Raw genomic sequence first — 22072 nt, forward strand, 5'->3', positions numbered from 1 at the left:
TCCTTCACCGCATCTTTCTGTTTATCAGATGATTAATAAATTTGTTTTTCGTGGGGTGGAGCCAAGGAAAATGGGCAGATTCGGAAGTGGTGAAACTAAAAGGTGAATCTTCCGTGAAACCATATGTTTCACCGTATTGCACTGAAAACCAGTATGCTGAAAGCCGGGTGAAAGCGTGAAGGCAAATTGGAGGGTTTAAGGTTTAAAGTTGAGGGATGAGGGTTTGAAGTTTGAAATGTATCCCTTTCACTATTCATTTTTAATTATTCATTTTTCATTCTCAACGTCCCTCTTTATCCGTGTAACATCGGTAGTTAGCTGGCGTAACAAGCAATGCTGTCTGGTATCGGAAGCAATGCCGTCGGGTTTCACAAGCAATGCAGGCAGGTTTCACAAGCAATGCCGACTGGTTTTGCTGACAAACCCCACGGGTTTTATTTGTAATCCCGCCGAGTATTGCTTGCAACGCCCACGAGTATTGCTTGTGTTTCTCGCGAGCCGTGCTTGTGTCTCTCGCGAGCCGTACAAGTGTGGCTCGCGAGCCGTGCAAGTGTTGTTTTTGTTTCATATACCATTTGCTTGCATCGTCCGCTTTTGTTATAGGGCATGCATGTGGATGCACAAGAGTCAAAAACTCGTTTTTCGCTTTGTACTTCCCTTGGTTTGCACTATCTTTGCACCCATGATTCAGATTGAAACCATATTGGACATATTGTGGAAGGGCTTTATTATAGGTGTCATCGTGTCGGCACCGTTGGGTCCTGTAGGGGTGCTTTGCATACAGCGTACGCTGAACAAGGGACGCTGGTATGGTTTCGTGACAGGTATAGGCGCGTCGCTTAGCGATATATTCTATGCGTTGCTGACGGGATACGGAATGAGTTTCGTATTCGACTATGTGAATAAAAACATCTTTTATCTGCAACTCTTTGGCAGCATTCTGCTGCTGGCATTCGGTGTCTATACTTTCCGGAGCAATCCGGTGCAGTCCATCCGTCCGGTTTCGGGCAGCAAAGGCACTTATTTTCACAACTTTATTACGGCTTTTTTCGTTACACTTTCCAATCCGCTCATCATATTGCTGTTTGTCGGACTTTTCGCCCGTTTTGCTTTCATCAGTCCCGGCGTGCTGCTGTTCGAGGCTGTTACGGGCTATCTGGCCATTGCATTGGGTGCCCTTTCGTGGTGGTTCGGTATCACCTATTTTGTCAATAAAGTGCGGACTCGCTTCAACTTGCGAGGCATCTGGATGCTGAACCGTATCATTGGAAGCATAGTGGTGATAGTATCGGTCGTGGGACTGGTATTTACGTTGATGGGAGAATCTTTGTATTGACGAAAGAAGCAGATTTGGAAGATTAATCAGGAAGAGTGGTATGAAGGTAGCACAGAAACTGAAAGAAGAAAACATTGCCGAATACCTTATTTATATGTGGCAAGTGGAAGATCTGATACGTGCCAACGGGTGCGACATCGACCGTATGTGCAGCAACATCGTTTCGCGTTATCCCGAAGAAGAACGTGCCGCGCTGAAGGAATGGTATGGCAACCTTATCGAGATGATGCGTGCCGAAGGAGTGACGGAGAAGGGGCATCTGCAGATCAACCGCAATGTGATACTGAACCTGACCGACCTGCATGCCGCCCTGTTGTCGTCTACCAAATATCCGTTCTACAACGCGGCTTACTTCAAGGCGTTGCCTTTCATCGTGGAGTTGCGCCAGAAAAACGGAAAGACCGACGAACCCGAACTGGAAACCTGTTTCGAAGCCTTGTACGGCGTATTGCTGCTTAAACTTCAGAAGCGGGAAATCAGTCAGGGAACAGCACGTGCTATCGAAGCCATTAGCAGTTTTCTTTCCATGCTGGCTGCCTATTATGCCAAGGAACGGAAAGGTGAACTGGAAGACCTGTGACAGGATTTCCTGAGAAGGCTTCTGCTCAAAGACGAAAATTGTTCATCGTAACATTATATTTTTAAGTATCAATTTTTTAAATGAATATTTTAATAACCGGTGCCAACGGTCAGCTTGGCAATGAGATGCGGGTTTTGTCCGCCGAAAACCAACAATATACCTATTTCTTTACCGACGTGCAGGAACTGGACATCTGCGACGAGCAGGCTGTGCGTGCCTTTGTAAGCGATCATGCAATCGACCTGATTGTGAATTGTGCCGCTTATACGGCCGTGGATAAGGCTGAAGACAACCGCGAACTGTGCGATAAACTCAATCATCTGGCTTCCGGCTACCTGGCCGAAGCTGCCGAAGCTCGTGGAGCAGCATTGATACAGGTGTCGACCGACTATGTGTTCGACGGTACGGGGCACATCCCCTATACGGAAGAAATGCAGCCTTGCCCCAATTCGGTATATGGTATAACGAAGTTGGCAGGCGAGGAGGAAGCTATGCGGAAATGCAGCCGTACCATGATTATCCGTACGGCATGGCTGTACTCCATCTATGGTAACAACTTTGTGAAGACTATGATCCGCCTGGGGCGTGAACGTGAGTCGCTCGGAGTTGTGTTCGACCAGATTGGTACTCCGACCTATGCCCGCGATTTGGCTCGTGCCATTTTCGCCGCTATCCGTCAGGGAATCGTTCCCGGCATTTATCATTTCAGCAACGAAGGTGTTTGCTCGTGGTACGATTTCACCGTAGCCATTCATCGCCTGGCAGGCATCACCACTTGCAAGGTCGGTCCTTTGCATACCGATGAATATCCGGCCAAGGCACCCCGTCCGGCGTATTCGGTGCTCGACAAGACGAAGATCAAGAAAACATTCGGCATTGAGATTCCCCATTGGGAAGCGTCGCTTGCCGAGTGCATCGGAAAATTGTTAGAAGAATCAGAAAAGTAATTCAGATATATGGCAAGTAATCAGGAAATAGAAAGACGACGTACATTTGCAATCATTGCACACCCCGATGCCGGTAAGACATCGTTGACCGAGAAGTTGCTGCTTTTCGGCGGACAGATACAAGTGGCAGGAGCCGTGAAGAGTAACAAAATCAAGAAAACGGCTACTTCCGACTGGATGGATATTGAGAAACAGCGTGGTATCTCTGTGACTACTTCGGTGATGGAGTTCGACTATCACGACTATAAAATCAACATCCTCGATACACCGGGTCACCAGGACTTTGCCGAAGACACTTACCGCACGCTGACGGCGGTAGACAGCGTTATCATCGTGGTGGACGGTGCCAAAGGTGTGGAAACGCAGACACGCAAGCTGATGGAAGTGTGCCGTATGAGGAACACGCCGGTCATCATCTTCGTCAACAAGATGGACCGCGAAGCCAAAGATCCTTTCGACCTTCTTGACGAACTGGAGGAAGAACTCCATATTCACGTGCGTCCGCTGACGTGGCCCATTGAGAGTGGTCCCCGCTTCAAGGGCGTTTACAACATTTACGAACAGAAGCTCAACCTCTTCCAACCCAGTAAGCAGGTCGTAACCGAAAAGGTGGAAGTTGACATCCATACCGAAGAATTGGACAACCGGATCGGACAGAACCTTGCCGACAAGTTGCGCAGCGAACTGGAGCTGATAGACGGCGTTTATCCCGAGTTTCAGGTAGACGACTATCTGAAGGGCGAACTGGCTCCTGTATTCTTTGGTTCGGCTCTGAACAACTTCGGTGTGGAAGAGTTGCTCGATACGTTTGTGGAGATAGCTCCCAGTCCCCGTCCTGTGAAGGCCGAAGAACGCATCGTGATGCCCGAAGAACCCAAGTTCACCGGTTTCATTTTCAAGATTACGGCCAATATCGACCCGAACCACCGTTCGTGTGTGGCCTTCTGCAAGATCTGTTCGGGCAAGTTTGTCCGCAACGCACCCTACTATCACGTGCGCCATGGCAAGACCATGCGTTTCTCCAGTCCGACACAGTTTATGGCACAGCGGAAAACGACCATCGACGAGGCCTGGGCAGGCGACATCATCGGTTTGCCCGACAACGGAACCTTCAAGATTGGCGATACGCTGACCGAAGGCGAACAGCTCCACTTCCGCGGTTTGCCCAGCTTCTCGCCCGAGATGTTCAAGTACATCGAGAATGCTGACCCCATGAAGCAGAAACAGCTGGCCAAGGGTATCGACCAACTGATGGACGAAGGTGTGGCACAGTTGTTTGTCAATCAGTTCAACGGCCGCAAGATTATCGGTACGGTAGGACAGTTGCAGTTCGAGGTGATCCAATACCGTTTGGAGAACGAATACAATGCCAAGTGCCGTTGGGAGCCCGTCAGTCTGTACAAAGCCTGCTGGATTGAAAGCGACGATCCGGCCGAACTGGATGCCTTCAAGAAGCGCAAATACCAGTACATGGCCAAGGACCGCGAAGGCCGCGACGTGTTCCTGGCCGATTCGGGTTACGTATTGCAGATGGCTCAAATGGACTTCAAGCACATCAAGTTCCATTTTACGAGCGAATTCTGATACGGAATAATCATGCAGTGAGGCGGAAATACAGATGGGTTACTCTATTTGGCGCCTTGGAAGAAATAGACGAAGCATTGACGAATATGGGCAAATATCCTTTTTTATAATTGGGATATTTGCCCATTTCTTTTTTATGCAGTTAACTTTTAAGGCTTTCTGCAAGTAGTATGAAATGTTATTTTATAACGAATTTGTAACTGCCGTTCAGTTTCTGTTGTGTGTCGGTCAGCACAATGCGGTAAATCTGTTCTCCCCAAACTTTCGAAAGACGTGGGTCGGGCAATTCAATGGTTTCGAGTGTAGCCTTGAAGTTTGATGGATATTCGAGTGTAGCCTTTTGCCCTTTTACTTCGATGGTCACTTTTCCTGCCTTGCTTATATCAATCTTGCCCCAGGACAGGAAGTTGACCTGATTGGCCGCTTTCGCCTCTTTCAGTGAGAATTTATCTGTAATGGTAAGTTCATTGTTACCAAGTTTGTACGAGCGAATCCAGTTCTTTACGGCTGCTTCTTCAGGGTAAGCTGTTGAGATATCGGCCGAAAAGTAGCGTTGCTTTTCACGGCATACTACGTTGGTGGCTTTATATTCCTGTCCGTAGCGTTGCGGAACTCCGTTTATGACAGGCAAGTTATGATAGTTGCTCTGCATGGTCCAGATGGAGTAGCGTTCGCTGCTGAAAGTCTGGCGTGTATATGTTCCTACGCCGGCATCTATCAGCATAGGCGATGTATTTATGTATAACGAAAAGGTTCCTACATCGTTGTGGTTATGGCTTTCGTTGTTGAAACCTCCTTTCGTGGCAAGGAACCATCCGTTGTTGTTGGTAAAGTAGCAGAATTCGGTTTCAGGATACCATGTGCAAGCCGGAATATTGTGCTCGGGAGCAGTCTGCTCAAGCTCCTTATTGAATAATGCACATTCCAGTGTTCGGAAAATGTCGCTGCCCAATTGGATGGTAGGACGTTTCCCTTGCAGGAGATATGCTGCAAAGTGTATCATCTCTTCGCTGCCGACAGCCTTTCCGTAGCGGTATATCAACGGTGCGTCGCCACCACCTTTTGCAGAGGCATCGGCAAAGTTGACAACCCATCCGTTTCCTACATACGAGCGGCTGATATACTCGCCCATGCGGCGTATCATCGGATCATTGAATAGTGATAGTTTCCCGTTGGTTCCGTTCGAAAGGATTTGCAGATAATCGTACATCTTTCCGGCTGCATGTCCCCAGTATGAAGGTCCTTCCTCGCAGGCACCGTCCGATTTTACGAAATTGATAAATTTATCAACAGACTGCATGGTGCGCCATACGGCTTCCGTAAGTTTGTTACGGTCGTTTTCGAGCAAGAGGAAACATTGCAATACGTTGGAGTTGCACCAGGGGTTCCAGTTGTTGATGATTTCTCCCGGTTTCCAGTGGAAAGCCATCCACCATTCGCGGTCGTTCTGCATAAAAGGATCCATTATTCTTTCCTGGATGCTATGGCGTATGCGTAGAGAAATTGCCGGATCGACTTTGTCGAATGTATCATGGAAGAAGTAATGCACCCATGCCAACAGAGAACCGTAGTTTCCTGAGCCCAGATCGATGACCTGTTCGCGCCAGTCGGGCAACGAGCGCTTCGTACTTTGACGTGTCAGGTGGGCTGACAGTACCCAAGAAGTCATTTCGCAACTGAAGAACACTCCATTGATAAGCTGGTCTACAAAGCGGCCTTTTCCTTCAGCCAGTTCGGCCATCATCAGTGTGCTGATAGCTTTTCTGTTGGCTTCGTATGGGTTTTGCATGATGTTTCTTTCCCCACTGCGTTCATATTCCAGATAGTCTGTAGCTCGTACTACCTGCCATCGGTAGTTCAGCATTTTTTCTCCGGCTCGGATCAATGCCTGTTTGTCTTTATCAGAAAGCATGGCGTTCCATCCTTCACGGTCGGCATAGGCAGGGTAGGGCACCCATGCGGCGTCCATGACAAGTATTTCTTTCAGCTGTTCTTTGCTTACTGCGTTTTGAAGGAGGTTTCTTTCGGTGTACGCATGTGATGCTGTTGTAATAAGTAAGAGCAGAAACAGTGTGCTCCATGTACGTAATACCATGTTTTTTTTCATGATTGATGCAATTATTAGGTTAGTGAATATGTCTAAATGAGAGGTTAGAACTATTGCTGTTCGGATGGTTGTGGTTTGAATTCTACCGGATATAGTGTCTTACCGTCTTTGTTAACAGGATATAATGCATCCTCAAGCTGCAATCTTTCTATCATCAAACGACTCATTTCTTTAAGTTTCCGGGGATTGACAGACGCCAGATCGGTCGTTTCGTATGGATCTTCTTTCAGATTGAACAGTTTATAAGAAGGAATACCATCCTTTTCAGGGTTGTAATAATAGATAATCTTCCAGTCTCCTTTGCGATAGGTTGTGAAATAACTGCCACGGTGCTGGTGTGGAAAGTGGATCAGTACATCATCTCTCCTGCTTCTGTCTTTTTTTCCTGCCATTAGCTTCTTCAGATTGCTTCCGTCCAAAGTCAGATTTTGTGGAGTGTCAACTCCTGCGACTGAAAGTACGGTAGGATATATGTCCATTACTGTGCCAAACTGTGTCTGCACATAGTTTTGTGCTATTGGAAACTGTTTCTGAAACTTGTTGGACGGATCGGGTTTGGCCCAGGCTGCAATAAAGGGAACTCGGACACCTCCTTCGTATTCCGATCCTTTTTTCCCTTTTAGAGGTGCGGAAGATCCATAATCGGCTGCATCGCCAAGAGGTGCGTCGCCTCCGTTGTCCCCAAGAAATATGATAAATGTATTTTCGGCTATTCCCATTTCATCCAGTTTGTTCATTAAGTCCCCTAAAGACTTGTCCATTCCCTCGATAAGAGTAGCGAACGCACGGGCTTTGTCATTTTTCTCTCCTTGGGGATAATGGTTAATGAAACGCTCATCGGTTTCAAAGGGGGAGTGAACCGCATAATGGGCAAGATTTAAGTAGAATGGTTTGCCTTCGTCCACAGCCTTTTTTACTTCTTTCAAAGCTTCAAGGGTAAGCGCATCGGAAAGGAAGGTATTGGTTCCGTGATACTGTTTCAGGTCGGGAACCGCTCTGGCTCTTTGTCCTTTAATCCAGCCATAGCCATTCTCTCCGTGATAACTGCCTGGGTGTCCTATTGCAGAACCGGCTATGTTTACATCAAAACCGATATGACACGGGTCAGCAGCAAAACTGTCGTTGCATCCGAAATGTGCCTTGCCTACGTGAATCGTTTTGTATCCTGCGGCTTTAAGTACTGAAGGATAGGTTACGTCAGTAGATTTTAGTCCTTTCCAGTTCCATTCGTACGGGCCGAACTGGTCTCTGTTGTTACTTTCTGCATTTATCCAGTTTGTGGTTCTGTGGCGGGCTGCATTTTGTCCGGTCATAATGGAGGTACGCGAGGGAGAACTTACACTTTGTGCATAGAAGGTAGAAAAACGTACTCCCTGATTGGCGAGACGCTCCATATTGGAAGTACGGTACCATTCATTCAAAGGTTGTGGAAGAACATTCCCTTTGGAATCTGTTATAAAAGGAACGGAAGTATCCATAACTCCCATGTCGTCAACCAGAAAGACTATTATATTGGGCTTTTCCTGTGCTTGAACAAGTGATATCGCTGATAAGGATGCGATAATGGCCGAATGAATTTTTTTCATAGATATTTGTTCTTTTGATTTATGTTTCATTTATTACTCTTCATCATTTTCTTCATCCTCTTTTGTGTCTTCGGGTGAAGAAGCGTCTGCTCCTTTCCGATAAGCGGTCGGGTTGATATGGTATTTCTCCTTGAAACATTTGCTGAAGTATTTGGGAATGTTGAAACCCGTACGGTCAGCAATCTCCGAGATGTTCAGTTCCGGATTGTTTTTCAGCATGTAGGCTGCTCGTTTCAGACGGATAGTGATAATCAGGTCGTTAGGAGTCTGCCCGGTGACGGCTTTCAATTTAGTAAACAGCTTGGTACGTGCAATGCCCATTCGGGTAGCCAGTTGGTCTACGTTGAAGTCGGCATTGTCTATCTCTTCTTCAATGATGGCCATTGCCTAGTCCAGGAATTTTTTATCGAGGGTATTGGTTGCCAGTATCTGCATGTCGGTCTGGGGTTGTTTGCTGAACTTCTCTTGCAGCATGATACGGCTGTTTACCAGATTGTTGCAACGCGACAACAGCAGGTTGATGTTGAATGGTTTGGTTACGTAGTCGTCGGCTCCCATTTTCAGCCCCTCCATATTATATTCGATAGCTGTTTTAGCTGTGAGCAGCACTACCGGAATGTGGCAGAGGTCAAAGTCTTTTTTGATGGCATGGCATAGTTCTGTTCCAGACATTTGGGGCATAACTATGTCGCTTAGTACGATATTGGGCTGCTCGGTCCGTACTTTTTCCAGCCCTTCCTTTCCGTTGGTGGCAGTGACTACCGTATAGAACGATTCGAAGATTCCTACCAGCATTTCGCGTAACGAGTCATTGTCTTCTACGATCAGGATTTTGTATTTTTCTTTCGGGTTTTCATTGTCCTGCATAGCTATCTCCTGTTTGTCCAAGTAGGCTTTGTACTGGTTGTATTCTTTCAGGTCGATACCTGTCGAGGCATCCTGACAGTTTTGCTGAGTACAAATTTGTTCGGGAGTGAAGTGTTCGTTTCCTGTTTTCAGATGAATGCAGAAAGTAGAGCCTTCTCCTTCTTTACTGAAAACTTCGATAGTACCATGATGCAGTTCGACAATACCTTTGGTCAGTGACAGCCCGATACCGCTTCCTGCTTGTGACATAGAGTTGATATGATCGGCCTGATAAAAACGGTCGAATATTCTTTCGATGTCTTTGGGAGCGATTCCTTGTCCGTTGTCAGTTACTTCGATAATGACCTCATTGCCTCTTTTCCGGACAGAGATAGAAATGCGTCCTCCATCTGGTGTGTACTTGAAGGCATTGGATATCAGATTATTCATTACCTTCTGCATCTGCTTTGCGTCATACCACATCGGTATGTCATCATGGCTCTTTTCAAACGTGAAGGTGATGTTGCGCAGTTTGGCATAGTCGGCAAAGAGCAGATAATGCTCGTATACGAAGTCTACAATGTTGTACTCGCTTACTTTGATGTTCATATAGCCTTGTTCCTGCTTGCGGAAGTCAAGTAGCTCGGTTACCAAGCCTTTCAGTTGCAGGCAGCTTTTGTAGGTACCTAACAGCTTGTTATAAATTTCGGGCGAAAGCTGGCGTGAGAGCAACATTTCCATTTGCCCGATGATGAGCGATAAAGGAGTGCGGAATTCATGCGAAATATTGGTGAAGAAACGCAGTTTAAACTGGTTCATCTGTTCGATATCGTCAGCATGTTTCTTTTCATATTTCAGCATTTCCTGCATTCTGATACGGCTTTTGTAGACTCGGTTCAGGTACCATACCGCCAAAACCAGAATGATAAAGTAAAGCACATAAGCCCAAACCGTTAGATAAAACGGAGGAAGTACCCGGATAGTCAGCCGACTGGGGGGAACCAATGTCTCGTCGGTATTTTCGGCTTTTACAATCAGAGTATACTTGCCGGGTGACAGATTGGAATAAGTAATAGTATTCTGTTTCAGGTCGTTCCAGCTTCGCGAGAATCCTTCCAAACGGTAGATGATGTTGGCTTTGTTGAAAGGCAGAAAGTCGGTAGTAGTATATTCTATACTGAAAATGTTTTGTCCGGCTCTGAGTGTAATTTCTTTGGTGAAGCTGATATCCTGTTTTAGTATTTTACTTTTGTCTCCTACTTTTACTTCTCTACCATTAACAAATAGCCGGTAGGGCAGAATATTGTACGAACGCGATTCTTGTTTCAGATCCTGTTTGTGGAATGAGATGGCTCCTTGAGTTCCACCGATGATGATTTCTCCTTCCCGGGTTTTGTAGAGGGCATTTTCGTTGAGGCAGCTTAAAGGTAGCTGATTGTAGTTTTTGAATGTTTTTTCCTTATAGTTTAGGATGGACAAACCTTTGTCGGTAGTAACCAACAGTCTGTTGCTATCGAGTTCGCAAATGTTATAGACAATGTTACTGGAGAGTCCGTTATGACGGGCATCGAGATTCTCAAAATTATCTGTTTCTGCATGATATAAGTCTAATCCGTTCTCGTTGGTACAGAACCAAAGCCGATGCTGGCTGTCTTCATAGATTGAGTTGACACTATTACTACTAAGGCTATGCTCAATGGCGTGGCTTACTTTGTAAGTAGACAGTTTATTGGTCGCTGGATTGTAGGAACATACTCCACTATTGTTTCTGATAATCCATAAAATGCCCCGACTATCCAGTACAAGTCCTTTGCTATAGCGCGTTTTTTCGTACATTTCATCGTTTTTGAAAAAACGTTCGCATTTTTCTGTGGTTGGATCGAAGAAAATGATTCCATTATCAGTGGCAACCAGAAGTTTGCCTTGATAAGGGAGTATAGATTCAACATTATTGGAAGGCAGGTTGTGGGTGTGTTTCAGATAACGTGTACCTTTATTTGTTCTGATGTCAAGTTTGTAAAGTCCTCCCATGTGTATACCCATCCACAATACTTCCTGTTGCGGATCGTAGTAGAGGGCTTTTATGTTGTTTTTTATAGTTCCGTTTTCAGGCTTTTCAAGTGTATACCATTTGTATGTTTGTGTCTGCTTGTTGTAGAAGTTCACTCCGCCTCCTTCCGTTCCTATCCAAAGGTTACCTCGATTGTCTTCGGTAATACGGCTAACTATACTAGAGCTTAACCCTTCTTCTTCAATAGGAGAGGGTTGATATTCGCGAAATACTTGTTGCTTGGGATTGAAGTAGTTCACACCTCCAAAATAGGTTCCTACCCAAATATTGCCTTGACGGTCGCAATACAAACTCCAGATAGATGAATAGGACAGACTTTTCGGAGTCTGTTGTTTCTCATAATGTCGGAACTGTTCGTTTACTGGGTTATATTTGTCCAAACCGTTAAAGGTGCCTATCCAGATATTTCCTTGCGGGTCTTCGCAAAAACGGTGAACGAAGTTGGAACTAATGCTGGCGGGATTATTGGGGTCGTGTACGAAATGGGTTATCTGTTTCCCTTGTATGCGAAATGCACCCTCACCTGAACGTGCTGCCACCCAATAACAGCCTTTACTGTCTTTGAAGATGTCACTAATGTGTCCGTTGGGTATGAGTGTTTGCAATTCTTTGGAGGGGGTAAGCAGATAAAGTCCGCGATTAGTTCCGATGAAGATGGAATCGTTGGATACAAGTAACCGACGTATGTTCCGTTGATTGTTTAACTTATATACGGGGCGAAGTTTGCTACCATTGTATTTGAATATTTCGTAAGAAGTAGCTATGTATAAGGAGTCGGTAAAGAATCCTGCAGCTACGTCTTGAGTTGTCAGATGGGTGAACTTATCTTCAGATATGTCATATTCTGAGGCTCCTCTATTTGTTAGGATATACAAGTGTCCTTTCCGGTCACCCAATATCTGATAAATGTCGTTGTACTGGATACTGTTAGGATTGTCCTTCTCTTTTTGATAGATTTTGAAGTCTTTTCCATTATATAGGCTGAGTCCATTAGCCGTTGCGAACCACATAAAATCGCGTTCGTCCTGATAAATGGATACTACAGAATTGTGTGATAGCCCATTGTCGGTTGTCAGGTGGTGAAAAGGTATGCTTTGTGAAAAGCACTGAAAAAGGTATAGAAATAAAAGATAAAAGGTCAGCAGAAATTCTTTTTTCATTGTATTCCAATTTTATAAAGAGCAAAGATAACTTTTTTAATTAAAGGAGGAGTGACTTTTCTAAGCAAAAAAGGTCTTTTTTTATACGTTTTGCCTGTCATTTTTGTACATTCTCCGATTTTATCAGATAACGTATGCTTTTTCCCTTATCATGAATATTAGGCTACGTTATATAATGTGTTTTTGGTTACATTTGTAATGTCTTTGTTGACCGTTTGAAAAATATAAAGTTATGTGTCTATGAAAAAGTCAATAAAAATAGGATTATGTACCGGAATACTGTGCTGGATTATTCTAAGTTGTATCGCGGATAATCATCCTGTTGGATTTGTTGCAGAAAATGTGATATTTGCAACCGAACAGTATGCTATGCAACTAAATGAACTGACGGATAGAGGAGAGAATCACATTCCTCGTACGATAAAGTCTGACGGGACGATGGTGTATGCTTCAACTGCCGGATGGGATTGGACAGCAGGGTTTTATGCTGGCAGTCTGTGGTATCTTTATGGATTGACGGGTGACGAACATTGGAAAAGTCTGGCAGAGAGATACACTGCGTTATTGGAAAAAGTGCAATATAACAAGTCGACTCACGATGTAGGGTTTATCATTGGTTGCAGTTATTTGAATGGTATCCGGTTAGGAGGGGAAGAACAATATAAATCGATTATTGTCTCAGCTGCACAGTCCTTGTCGACTCGTTTTCGCCCTGCAGCAGGAGTTATCCAGTCGTGGAATGTGCATTCGGGTTGGCAAGCGAAAAGGGGGTGGAAATGTCCTGTTATCATTGACAATATGATGAATCTGGAATTGCTGTTCGAAGCTACTCGCATGTCTGGCGATTCGACATACTACCGTATAGCGGTATCTCATGCAGACAAAACGTTACAAAACCATTTTCGCAGCGATGGAAGCTCATTTCATGTAGTCGATTACGATGGAGAGACAGGAGAAGTACGCAGCCGATGTACAGCTCAAGGATACTCTGACGAGTCGGCATGGGCTCGTGGACAGGCATGGGCCATATACGGCTATACAATGTGTTATCGTTATACACAGAATCTTGCTTATTTGAAACAAGCCGAGAAAGTGTGTGATTTCATTTTCACTCATTCCAATATGCCGAACGATTTGGTTCCTTATTGGGATTATGATGCAATAAACATCCCTCATGAACCACGTGATGTTTCTGCTGCGGCTATCACTGCTTCGGTTCTTTATGAGCTGAGTGGGTATACTCGTAAAGAGCAATATCGGAAAACGGCCGATTTGATACTGAAATCTTTGGCATCTCCGGCATATCGCTCACCTTTGGGTATGAATGGAGGATTTTTACTGATGCATTCGGTCGGCAGTATTCCGCATGGAAGTGAAGTGGATGTTCCGTTGGTTTATGCAGATTATTATTTTCTGGAAGCCTTGAAGCGGAAACGGGATATGGAAAAATAATTCGGATCATTTAAAATCAAGATACTATGATAATACGTAGATTGTGCTTATGTTTTTTGTTGTTATTCTCAGTCGCTCGTTATCTGTCGGCACAAGTGATGGGATTTGAGGATGGAATACCTGCTGGTTTCCGGTGTGACGGGAATGGCAATTTGGCGTTGACTTCTCTTTATTATAAAGAAGGAACAAAGTGCCTGGAGTGGAATTATAAACCCGGTTCGGCATTGTATATACCGTTAGAGTCTCCTTTGGAACTGACGTCAAAAGTAAAACAACGATATGGCATTACGTTGTGGATGTACAATGAAGTTCCTCAACAGGATTCTATCCGTTTCGAATTTCTTTCTTCGGATAATAAGATTGTTTATCAGTTCGGGTTCCGGCTGGCTTCCTCCGGTTGGCGTGCCTGCTGGATTGGTTTTCAGCATATGGCAGGTAGTAAAGAAGGAAAGGATATTGCAGGCTGTAGGTTAGTTGCTCCTCAGCGGAAAGGGCGTGTCTTTTTAGACCGCCTTCTCTTCCCTGAAACTGAAACCAATGACCGGACTACTCCGGATATGCAGATGCCTTACAACAATTCTTTTGATTTTAGGGATTTATGGCATTGGTGTCGTGTCTGGCAATGGGAACAATATGAATATGATATTCCTTTATCTTCTGCATTGACTTTGCAGGAGCAAACAGAGCTTAAGACGATAGAATCCAGATTGACGGAAATGCTTTGTTCTTCAAAAGGTGATATGGATAAAGCTGTTTCTGACGCATATTCTGTATTTCAGCAGGTCGCTATCCGTCCTTCGGGTTCGGGGTTTGTGGGGGCTCCGCTTGTTGCACCCGACGAGTTGAATCGGGAAAAAGGTGAGATTTCGTGGAATGACTTGGAAACCATGTTGTCTGGCTTTGCTTATGATGCGTATTATAATGCTTCTTCTCAGGCTGCTGAGTATTATTTTCTGGTTTGGAAATATGCTATTGATCAGGGCTTTGCTTTTGGAAGCGGCATGGGGACTAACCATCATTATGGATATCAGGTTCGCGATATTTATAAAACAGCATGGCTGATGCGGGAGGTTATTTGGCAGAATCGGGACAAGGACCAGATTCTTTCAGCTTTAGTGTTTTGGTCTGCATTACAGGAAACGCGTAAACCTTGTCAGTACGGACGGGATGAACTGCTGGACAGCTGGCATACCTTGCTGATGCCTAAAATCGTGTCAGCTTTGATGTTTGTAGATGAAAGAGAGCGGGTACGGGCATTGAAAGGACTCTCGCGTTGGCTGTCTACATCGTTGCAATATACGCCGGGAACCATAGGCGGTATCAAGGTGGATGGAACGACTTTTCATCATGGTGGTTTTTATCCGGCCTATACAACGGGAGTACTGGCGACGGTTGGACAGTTTGTTTCGCTCACCACTCATACGGACTACGAACTGACGGTTGATGCCCGGCAGGTTTTAAAATCGGCTTTTATTGCCATGCGTAATTATAGTAACAAATATGAATGGGGGATAGGCCTCAGCGGGCGTCATCCTTTCGGTTTTTCAATGGGTGAGGAAGATGTTGCGGCTTTTGCTTATCTGGCTCTTTCAGGCGATTTGTCCGGCGAAGGCCGTGAGTTCGATCATCATTTGGCTGCCGATTATCTTCGGCTTTGTGAAAAAGATACACCTGAAGCACGCTATTTCAAAGAGCAGGGTATCAGGTCGGCCAAAGCTCCCGAAGGTTTTTGGGTGTATAATTACGGTTCGGCCGGCATTTTCAGGCGTAAGGACTGGATGGTAACTTTGAAGGGATATAATACGGATGTATGGGGATCGGAAATATATAAGAACGACAACAGATACGGACGGTATCAGAGTTACGGATCGGTTCAGATTATGGGCCAACCTTCGCGGCGGTTGAGCGGATATGAGGAGAATGGCTGGGATTGGAACCGCTTACCGGGAACCACTACGATTCATTTGCCATTCGACTTGTTGGAAAACCCTTTGACGGGAACAATGATGGCGCATTCCAAAGAGAATTTTTCAGGAAGTTCTTCGCTGGAAGGTACGAACGGCATGTTTGCCATGAAGCTGATGGAAAGGAACTATCGGAATTTTACACCCGATTTCGTAGCCCGTAAGTCAGTCTTTTGTTTTAACGACAGGTTGATATGCCTCGGAACAGGCATTCGTAACAGCAATAAGAATTATCCGACAGAAACGACACTGTTTCAAAGTGTGTTCCGAAACGGTATGAGCATCCGATTAGGAGATAATGAGATGGCAGAAATCGGTATGTCATTGGAAATGATGGGAGATACCCTGAATCCAGTTTGTCTGAAGGATGCTTACGGAAATTATTACTATGTGAAACATGGAAAAGTCAGAGCACAGATAGCCAGACAGGAGTCGCGCCATGAAAAAACGAAAGAGGTAACCTATGGAGAGTTTGCTTCGGCCTGGATTGATCATGGTAAATCTCCTCAGGGTGAAAGTTATGAGTATATGATTTGGATACAGCCGAATGAGCAAGATTTGAAGAATATATCTGCGCAGAATACTTATACCGTACTTTTGTGCAATGATACGGTTCATGCTGTGCGCGATGCGCAGACTGGAATTACCGCCTACGCAGCGTTCGATTCCGTCAGCTTGTCGGATGACGAGTTGCTTTTACGTTTACCGGCAGAGACGATGACAATGTATAGGCGTGTAAATGAAGGTATCCGAATCAGTGTGTGTGATCCTAACCTGAATATAAGTACTAAGACTTATACAACGAAGGAACCAAGTCGGGTTATAGTTAAACAGATTCTGTTGAAGGGTGTTTGGAACTTGAGTTGCAAGAACGAAAAACTCTCTGTGAAACATCAGGAAGGGAATACCCTGCTTACTGTCTTCTGCCAACATGGTCAGCCCGTGGAATGTGAGCTGCATTTAATCTCTGATAACTCTATAAATTAGGATTCAGAATCGGGCTAACTGAGTTTCTGCACGCATTCTTTTATTCCGTTAGTTTCTCATAGGTATGAGAAGACCATTCTCATGCTTATGAGAAAACTATTCTCATAGTTATGAGAATGTTATTCTCATACTTGGAGAACCGAAACGGACCTTAATAAGGCGAGGAAAAGATTGCAAGCCAAATCGAAATCCGAAAATCAGGTAACGTGTCTATGGGGTAAAATTGTACTTAAAAGGGCGCTTTTTGTACGTCTTTTGCGTTGTTGGGTATTTGTATGTTTTTTACCGTTTTTTAGAATATATGTAGGACGGATTACTGAAAACAAAGGTCTACATTTGTGCAACTTTCATTAACGATAGTACTGAATTTAAAATTATTTATTAACTTAAATTTAATTGAGATGAAAAACTTCTTCACTCCAATGAAGATACCTCAAAAGCAGGTATGGCTGTTGACTGCCTCCTTACTGTTCGGGCAGACAGCTTTTTCTTCAGAGAATCTTGTGCCGGAAGGAACAGCAGTTGCTATTACGCAACAGAATCGCAAAACGGTGACAGGTACAGTGACGGATAATTTTGGTCCGGTAATTGGAGCCAGTGTGTTGGTGAAAGGCACCACGAATGGTGTTATTACGGATGTAGATGGTCACTTTACGTTGGAAGTCCCTGTTGGAGCTACTCTTGTGATTTCTTATGTGGGCTACGAAGACAAAACCATTGTTTACAAAGGTGAGCCTAAACTGAACATCAAACTGAATGAAGGTATCCAGGAACTCCAGGAAGTGCAGATCATAGCTTATGGTGCCCAAAAGAAAGTTACGGTTACTGGTGCTATGGCATCTGTTAATTCCAAGGAACTGTTGAAAACTCCTGTTTCCAGTCTTTCCAATGCCTTGACCGGTAAAATGCCTGGTCTTTCATCGATTCAGAGCACTGGTCAGCCGGGAGCTGATGATCCTACTATCTTTATACGTGGTGTAGGTTCTCTTTCTACCGATTTGTCTGCTCCGTTGGTATTGGTGGATGGTGTGGAACGTTCTTTTAACCAGATCGACCCCAATGAAGTAGAAGATATCACTATCTTGAAAGATGCATCGTCTACTGCAGTGTTTGGTGTACGTGGTGCGAATGGTGTAGTATTGGTGACTACAAAACGTGGAACAGAAGGTAAGCCGAGAATGAATTTTTCTACTTCCTTTGCAGTTCAGATGCCTACCCGTTTGCCGGAATTTGCAAACAGTTACGAGTATGCGACAACGTATGTCAATGCACAACGCCGTGACGGAGTAGCAGAAGATCAATTGGCATTTACTGATGAAGCCATTGAGGCTTATCGCACTCATAGCAATCCGTTGGCTTACCCCGATACTGATTGGACAGACTTGCTGATTAAAAAGGCTGCCTTGCAGACTCAGCATAACTTCTCTATTTCCGGTGGTTCGGAGAGAGTGCGTTATTTTGCATCTATCGGTGTATTTACTCAGGATGGTCTTTTCAAATCGTTCGAAGACGAGTATGACGGCAATTTCAAATATACCCGTTATAATTATCGTATGAATTTGGATTTCGATTTGACCAAAACAACTTTGATGCGTATTAACTTGGGTGGCCGGGTGAACAATAAGAATCAACCAAACTATGAAGGCAGTAGTGATATTGGCTATTTGTTCCGTGATATTTATTGGGCACCACCTATGTCGGGTGCTGGTGTAGTAGACGGAAAATGGTTATGGATTGACTCTAAGACTCATAATCTGCCGGGTACTCCACGCGATGCTTTGTATCCTTATTATGGTAAAGGATATAACACTCGTAATGGCAATACACTGAACTTTGACTTCCAGTTGGAACAGAAATTGGATTTCCTGACCAAAGGACTGAAAGCACATGTAAAAGCTTCCTATAATAATACGATGAATCTGACAAAAGTATTCACTTGTTCGTATCCGCATTATGAAGTGGTTGCCAATGAAGACGGAACCAATAATTTCCGCCGAGTGGGAGATAAATCTAATTTGAGCTATTCGGAAAGTCCGGGTAAGGCAAGAGACTGGTACTTGGAGTTCGCTCTGAATTATAAGCGTGATTTCGATAAGCATCATGTGTCTGCACTGGCTATGTATAATCAAAGCATGACTTACTATGTAAGCGGACCTTCACAGTTTGCCTCTATTCCCCGAAGCTATATTGGTTTTGTAGGACGTGTTGCCTATGACTGGAACAACCGTTATATGGCAGATGTGAATATCGGTTATAATGGTTCGGAGAATTTTGCTCCAGGAAACCGTTTTGGCTTGTTCCCAGCTTTCTCTCTGGGTTGGATTCTGACAGAAGAGAATTTCATGAAACCTTTGAAGCCGGTTCTTGACTATCTTAAGATACGTGCTTCTTACGGTATTGTAGGTAATGACCGTACCAGTGACAGTTCACGTTTTCTTTATTTGCCGGATTCATATACGACAGGACAAGGTGGTTTCTATTTTGGAAATACGTCGAAAATCTTGCTGACAGGAGCAAAAGAGTCTAAACTCGGTAATCCTTATGTGACATGGGAAACTGCAGCTAAGCAGAACTACGGCTTGGATGCTTACTTTGTTGACAGTAAGTTGAAGCTAAATTTTGATTACTTTATCGAACACCGTAAAGACATTCTGATTACCCGCCAGGTATTGCCTACTTATTTGGCAGTGACATTGCCTACGGCCAATTTGGGTAAAGTAGATAACAAAGGTTTTGAGGTTGCTTTGAGCTGGAGAGATCAAATTAATGATTTTGGCTATAATATTGGTTTCAATATTTCTTATGCAAAGAATAAGGTGGTCTTTAAGGATGAAGTGAATTATCCTTATGAATATATGCGTCAGACGGGTCGTCCGGTAGGGCAGAACTTTGGATATAAATACGACGGTTTCTTCTCGGAAGAAGATGTTGCCAATTACGAGAACTTGAAAGGCAAGGAAGGTGGAATACCTGATCACGGTTCCGGTTACACTCCGTTGCCTGGTGACGTGAAATATAAGGATTTAAATGGTGATGGCAAAATTAACCAAAATGATAAAGCTGCCATCGGATATCCTATTTATCCGTTGTTGACTGGAGGTCTTAATCTAGGCTTCTCTTATAAAGGTTTTGATTTTAGTATGACATGGGCTGGAGCAACAAAGACTTCACGTATGTTGAATGATGTGTATCGCGAACCGTTTGGGGCCACTAATTCACGTTCGTTGTTGAAATATCAGGTAACGGATGCTTGGACTCCGGAAAAGGGAAACTCGGCTAAAGCACCGGCTATCACGTTTGTAAATAAGACCAATAATTATTTGGATTCAGACTTGTGGTTGCGTGATGCTTCTTATATTCGTCTGAAGAATGTAGAAGTTGGATATAACTTCTCAGAGAAAGTTCTGAAGAAATTACATGTAGGTAACTTACGTGTTTATGCTACAGGTTATAACTTGTTGACTTTTGATAAACTTAAGATCGTAGATCCGGAATCGGATGCAAATGGTAATATCATGTATCCGCTGGTAATGGTAGTGAATCTGGGTTTGAAAGTAGGTTTCTAAATATTAAAAACGAATAATCATGAAAAGGATAAGAAAACATATTCATCTATTGGTGTTATCTTTATTGGTATCCTTGTCTTCATGCGAAGATTTCGCTTTAGGCGAAAAGTTCCTTCAGAAGGCCCCAGGTGGAGATATTACAGCCGATACTATTTTTTCTACTGCAGAATATGCAAAACAGGTATTGTGGTATAGTTATTATACAATGCCTTATGGATTTCCGACTAACTATAATACTACAACAGCTATGTGGGTCGGTGTACTTGAAAATTTGACAGACTTGAGTCAGTCTTGTATTGGTTACGGTGGTCCGGAAGAACTTTATTATAGTGGTGTGTACAATGCGGCATCCGAGGATAAGACTGGTGCAGCGAAAGGTGCGACTAAATATAAGTTTCAGGGCCGCTATTCCTGGCAGGGCATTCGTAATGCGTGGATTCTGATAAAGAATGTAGATCGGATTCCTGACATGTCGGAAAGTGAGAAACTGCGTCTGAAGGCTGAAGCCAAGATTATTATAGCTTTGCAGTATTCGGAAATGTTGCGTCATTTTGGTGCTTTGCCTATTGTCGATCATGCCATCGATGTCGAAGAAACCAATTTGCCGGCTCGTGCCACCCTACAGGAAACGGTCGATTTTATTGTGAAGTTGTTGGATGAAGCTATTGCTTGTAAGGAATTACCTTGGGCACTGACCGGTGATGACTTGAGCAACTGGAGTGGCCGTCTGACGCGTGCATCGGCTATGGGTTTGAAACTTCGCACGTTGTTGTTTGTTGCCAGTCCGTTATTTAATTCCGATTCTCCTTATTATCAGGGAGAAGCTTCCACAAAGCTGATGACTTGGTTTGGTGGATATGATCAAAAGCGTTGGGAAGCAGCAGCTGAAGCAGGTAAGGAATTTTTTGATGCAATGGCAAGTGAAGGTTTTTATCGTTTGGTCGATAAAAATACATCGGGCACGTATCGACAGGCATTTCAGGATGCTTACTATACACGTGGTACTACCGAATCTTTGGTTTCAGTTCGTAGACATTATAAAACTGATGGGCTTAGCTTCTTGTTGAAATCAATGCGTTGGGGTGGTTGGTGTCCGACCAAAGAGAGTTTTGATATGTTTCCTATGGCAGATGGAACTGATTTTGATTGGGATAATCCGGAACACCGTAAAAACCCTTTCATAAATCGTGACCCTCGTTTGAGTGAGACAATTTTGCTGGATGGTGATGACTTCCAGGGTACGAAAGCTGAAGTTTTTCAAAAGAAAAGTGATGATCCCAATAATTATCCTGCAGGCAAACATTGGAACAGTAGTGCTGCTTCTTTGGATAGTAAATCTTTGGCTACTGGTATAGCTGGTCGTAAATTTGCTCTTGACCGTAAGAATGAGTATAAGGGACGTATTATTCAATGGCCATATTTGCGTCTGGCAGAGGTTTACTTGTCGTACGCCGAAGCTTTGAACGAGTGCGGACGTACAAGTGAGGCTTATCAGTATGTCAATGCAGTACGAGCTCGTGTCGGATTGCCGGGATTGGTCCTGAAAGGTGAGCAAGACGAAAAGACAGAATTCCGTGAAGCTGTGCTTCGTGAACGCGCTTGTGAGTTTGCTTGGGAAGAAGTACGTTTCTTTGACCTGATTCGCTGGAAACGTGAAGCAGACTTTACAAAGCATCTACATGGTATCAATGTCTATCGTAATAAGAATACTTTAGAATACGATTTCTCTTTCCCGCAGTTGGCAGAAAGAGCTTGGCAGAAACCCGGTGGTTTCTCTCCTAAATGGTATTTGAGTGCTTTCCCTAGCAACGAGGTGAACAAGGGGTATGGCCTTGTGCAGAACCCTGGATGGGAATAACAAAAGATGATTCAATGAACAAAGTAAC

The 22072-nt window shown here is 44.2% G+C and carries 10 protein-coding genes and 1 pseudogene; 8 read left to right on the forward strand and 3 right to left on the reverse strand.

All coding sequences use genetic code 11. From position 1 onward, the window contains the following. Positions 1–682: 682 nt before the first annotated feature. The 4 genes from BQ5591_RS08740 (at position 683) to BQ5591_RS08755 (ending at position 4447) form a co-directional block, all read left to right on the forward strand. On the forward strand, positions 683–1336 hold the full coding sequence (locus BQ5591_RS08740) for a LysE family translocator (protein ID WP_022161771.1): 654 nt from the start codon (positions 683–685) through the stop codon (positions 1334–1336). A gap of 40 nt (positions 1337–1376) precedes the next feature. Then, on the forward strand, positions 1377–1916 hold the full coding sequence (locus BQ5591_RS08745) for a DUF4924 family protein (RefSeq protein WP_071149018.1): 540 nt from the start codon (positions 1377–1379) through the stop codon (positions 1914–1916). 80 nt (positions 1917–1996) lie between these two features. Beyond that, complete coding sequence (rfbD, locus tag BQ5591_RS08750; protein ID WP_071149019.1) at positions 1997–2863, forward strand: dTDP-4-dehydrorhamnose reductase; 867 nt, start codon at positions 1997–1999, stop codon at positions 2861–2863. Between the two features lie 9 nt (positions 2864–2872). Continuing rightward, positions 2873–4447, forward strand: a complete 1575-nt coding sequence (locus tag BQ5591_RS08755) for a peptide chain release factor 3 (RefSeq protein ID WP_071149020.1) — start codon at positions 2873–2875, stop codon at positions 4445–4447. 178 nt (positions 4448–4625) lie between these two features. Here the strand turns inward: BQ5591_RS08755 and BQ5591_RS08760 are convergent, their stop codons facing one another. From BQ5591_RS08760 to BQ5591_RS08770, 3 genes and pseudogenes are all read right to left on the reverse strand, one after another. After that, entirely contained in the window at positions 4626–6542 is a 1917-nt protein-coding gene (locus BQ5591_RS08760) for a heparinase II/III domain-containing protein (protein WP_235817061.1), read from the reverse strand. Between the two features lie 62 nt (positions 6543–6604). Further along, positions 6605–8140 (reverse strand): sulfatase, encoded by a 1536-nt coding sequence (locus tag BQ5591_RS08765; protein WP_071149022.1) that lies wholly within the window; start codon positions 8138–8140, stop codon positions 6605–6607. A gap of 33 nt (positions 8141–8173) precedes the next feature. Then, a pseudogene (locus BQ5591_RS08770) lies at positions 8174–12217 on the reverse strand (hybrid sensor histidine kinase/response regulator transcription factor). Between the two features lie 240 nt (positions 12218–12457). Here BQ5591_RS08770 and BQ5591_RS08775 point away from each other — a divergent pair. From BQ5591_RS08775 to BQ5591_RS08790, 4 genes are all read left to right on the forward strand, one after another. Next, positions 12458–13669 carry a glycoside hydrolase family 88 protein gene (locus BQ5591_RS08775; RefSeq protein WP_071149023.1) on the forward strand — a complete coding sequence of 404 codons (1212 nt, stop codon included), beginning with the start codon at positions 12458–12460 and terminating at the stop codon, positions 13667–13669. Between the two features lie 32 nt (positions 13670–13701). Then, complete coding sequence (locus BQ5591_RS08780; RefSeq protein ID WP_071149395.1) at positions 13702–16620, forward strand: chondroitinase family polysaccharide lyase; 2919 nt, start codon at positions 13702–13704, stop codon at positions 16618–16620. A 422-nt stretch (positions 16621–17042) separates the two neighbouring features. Beyond that, positions 17043–20186, forward strand: coding sequence for a SusC/RagA family TonB-linked outer membrane protein (locus BQ5591_RS08785; RefSeq protein WP_083380911.1), 3144 nt, complete (start codon positions 17043–17045; stop codon positions 20184–20186). Positions 20187–20205: 19 nt separating this feature from the next. Next, positions 20206–22044 carry a RagB/SusD family nutrient uptake outer membrane protein gene (locus BQ5591_RS08790; RefSeq protein ID WP_071149024.1) on the forward strand — a complete coding sequence of 613 codons (1839 nt, stop codon included), beginning with the start codon at positions 20206–20208 and terminating at the stop codon, positions 22042–22044. Positions 22045–22072: the final 28 nt, after the last annotated feature.

The sequence above is a fragment of the Bacteroides ndongoniae genome (assembly GCF_900108345.1).
In the GTDB taxonomy this organism is placed as follows: Bacteria; Bacteroidota; Bacteroidia; order Bacteroidales; family Bacteroidaceae; genus Bacteroides; species Bacteroides ndongoniae.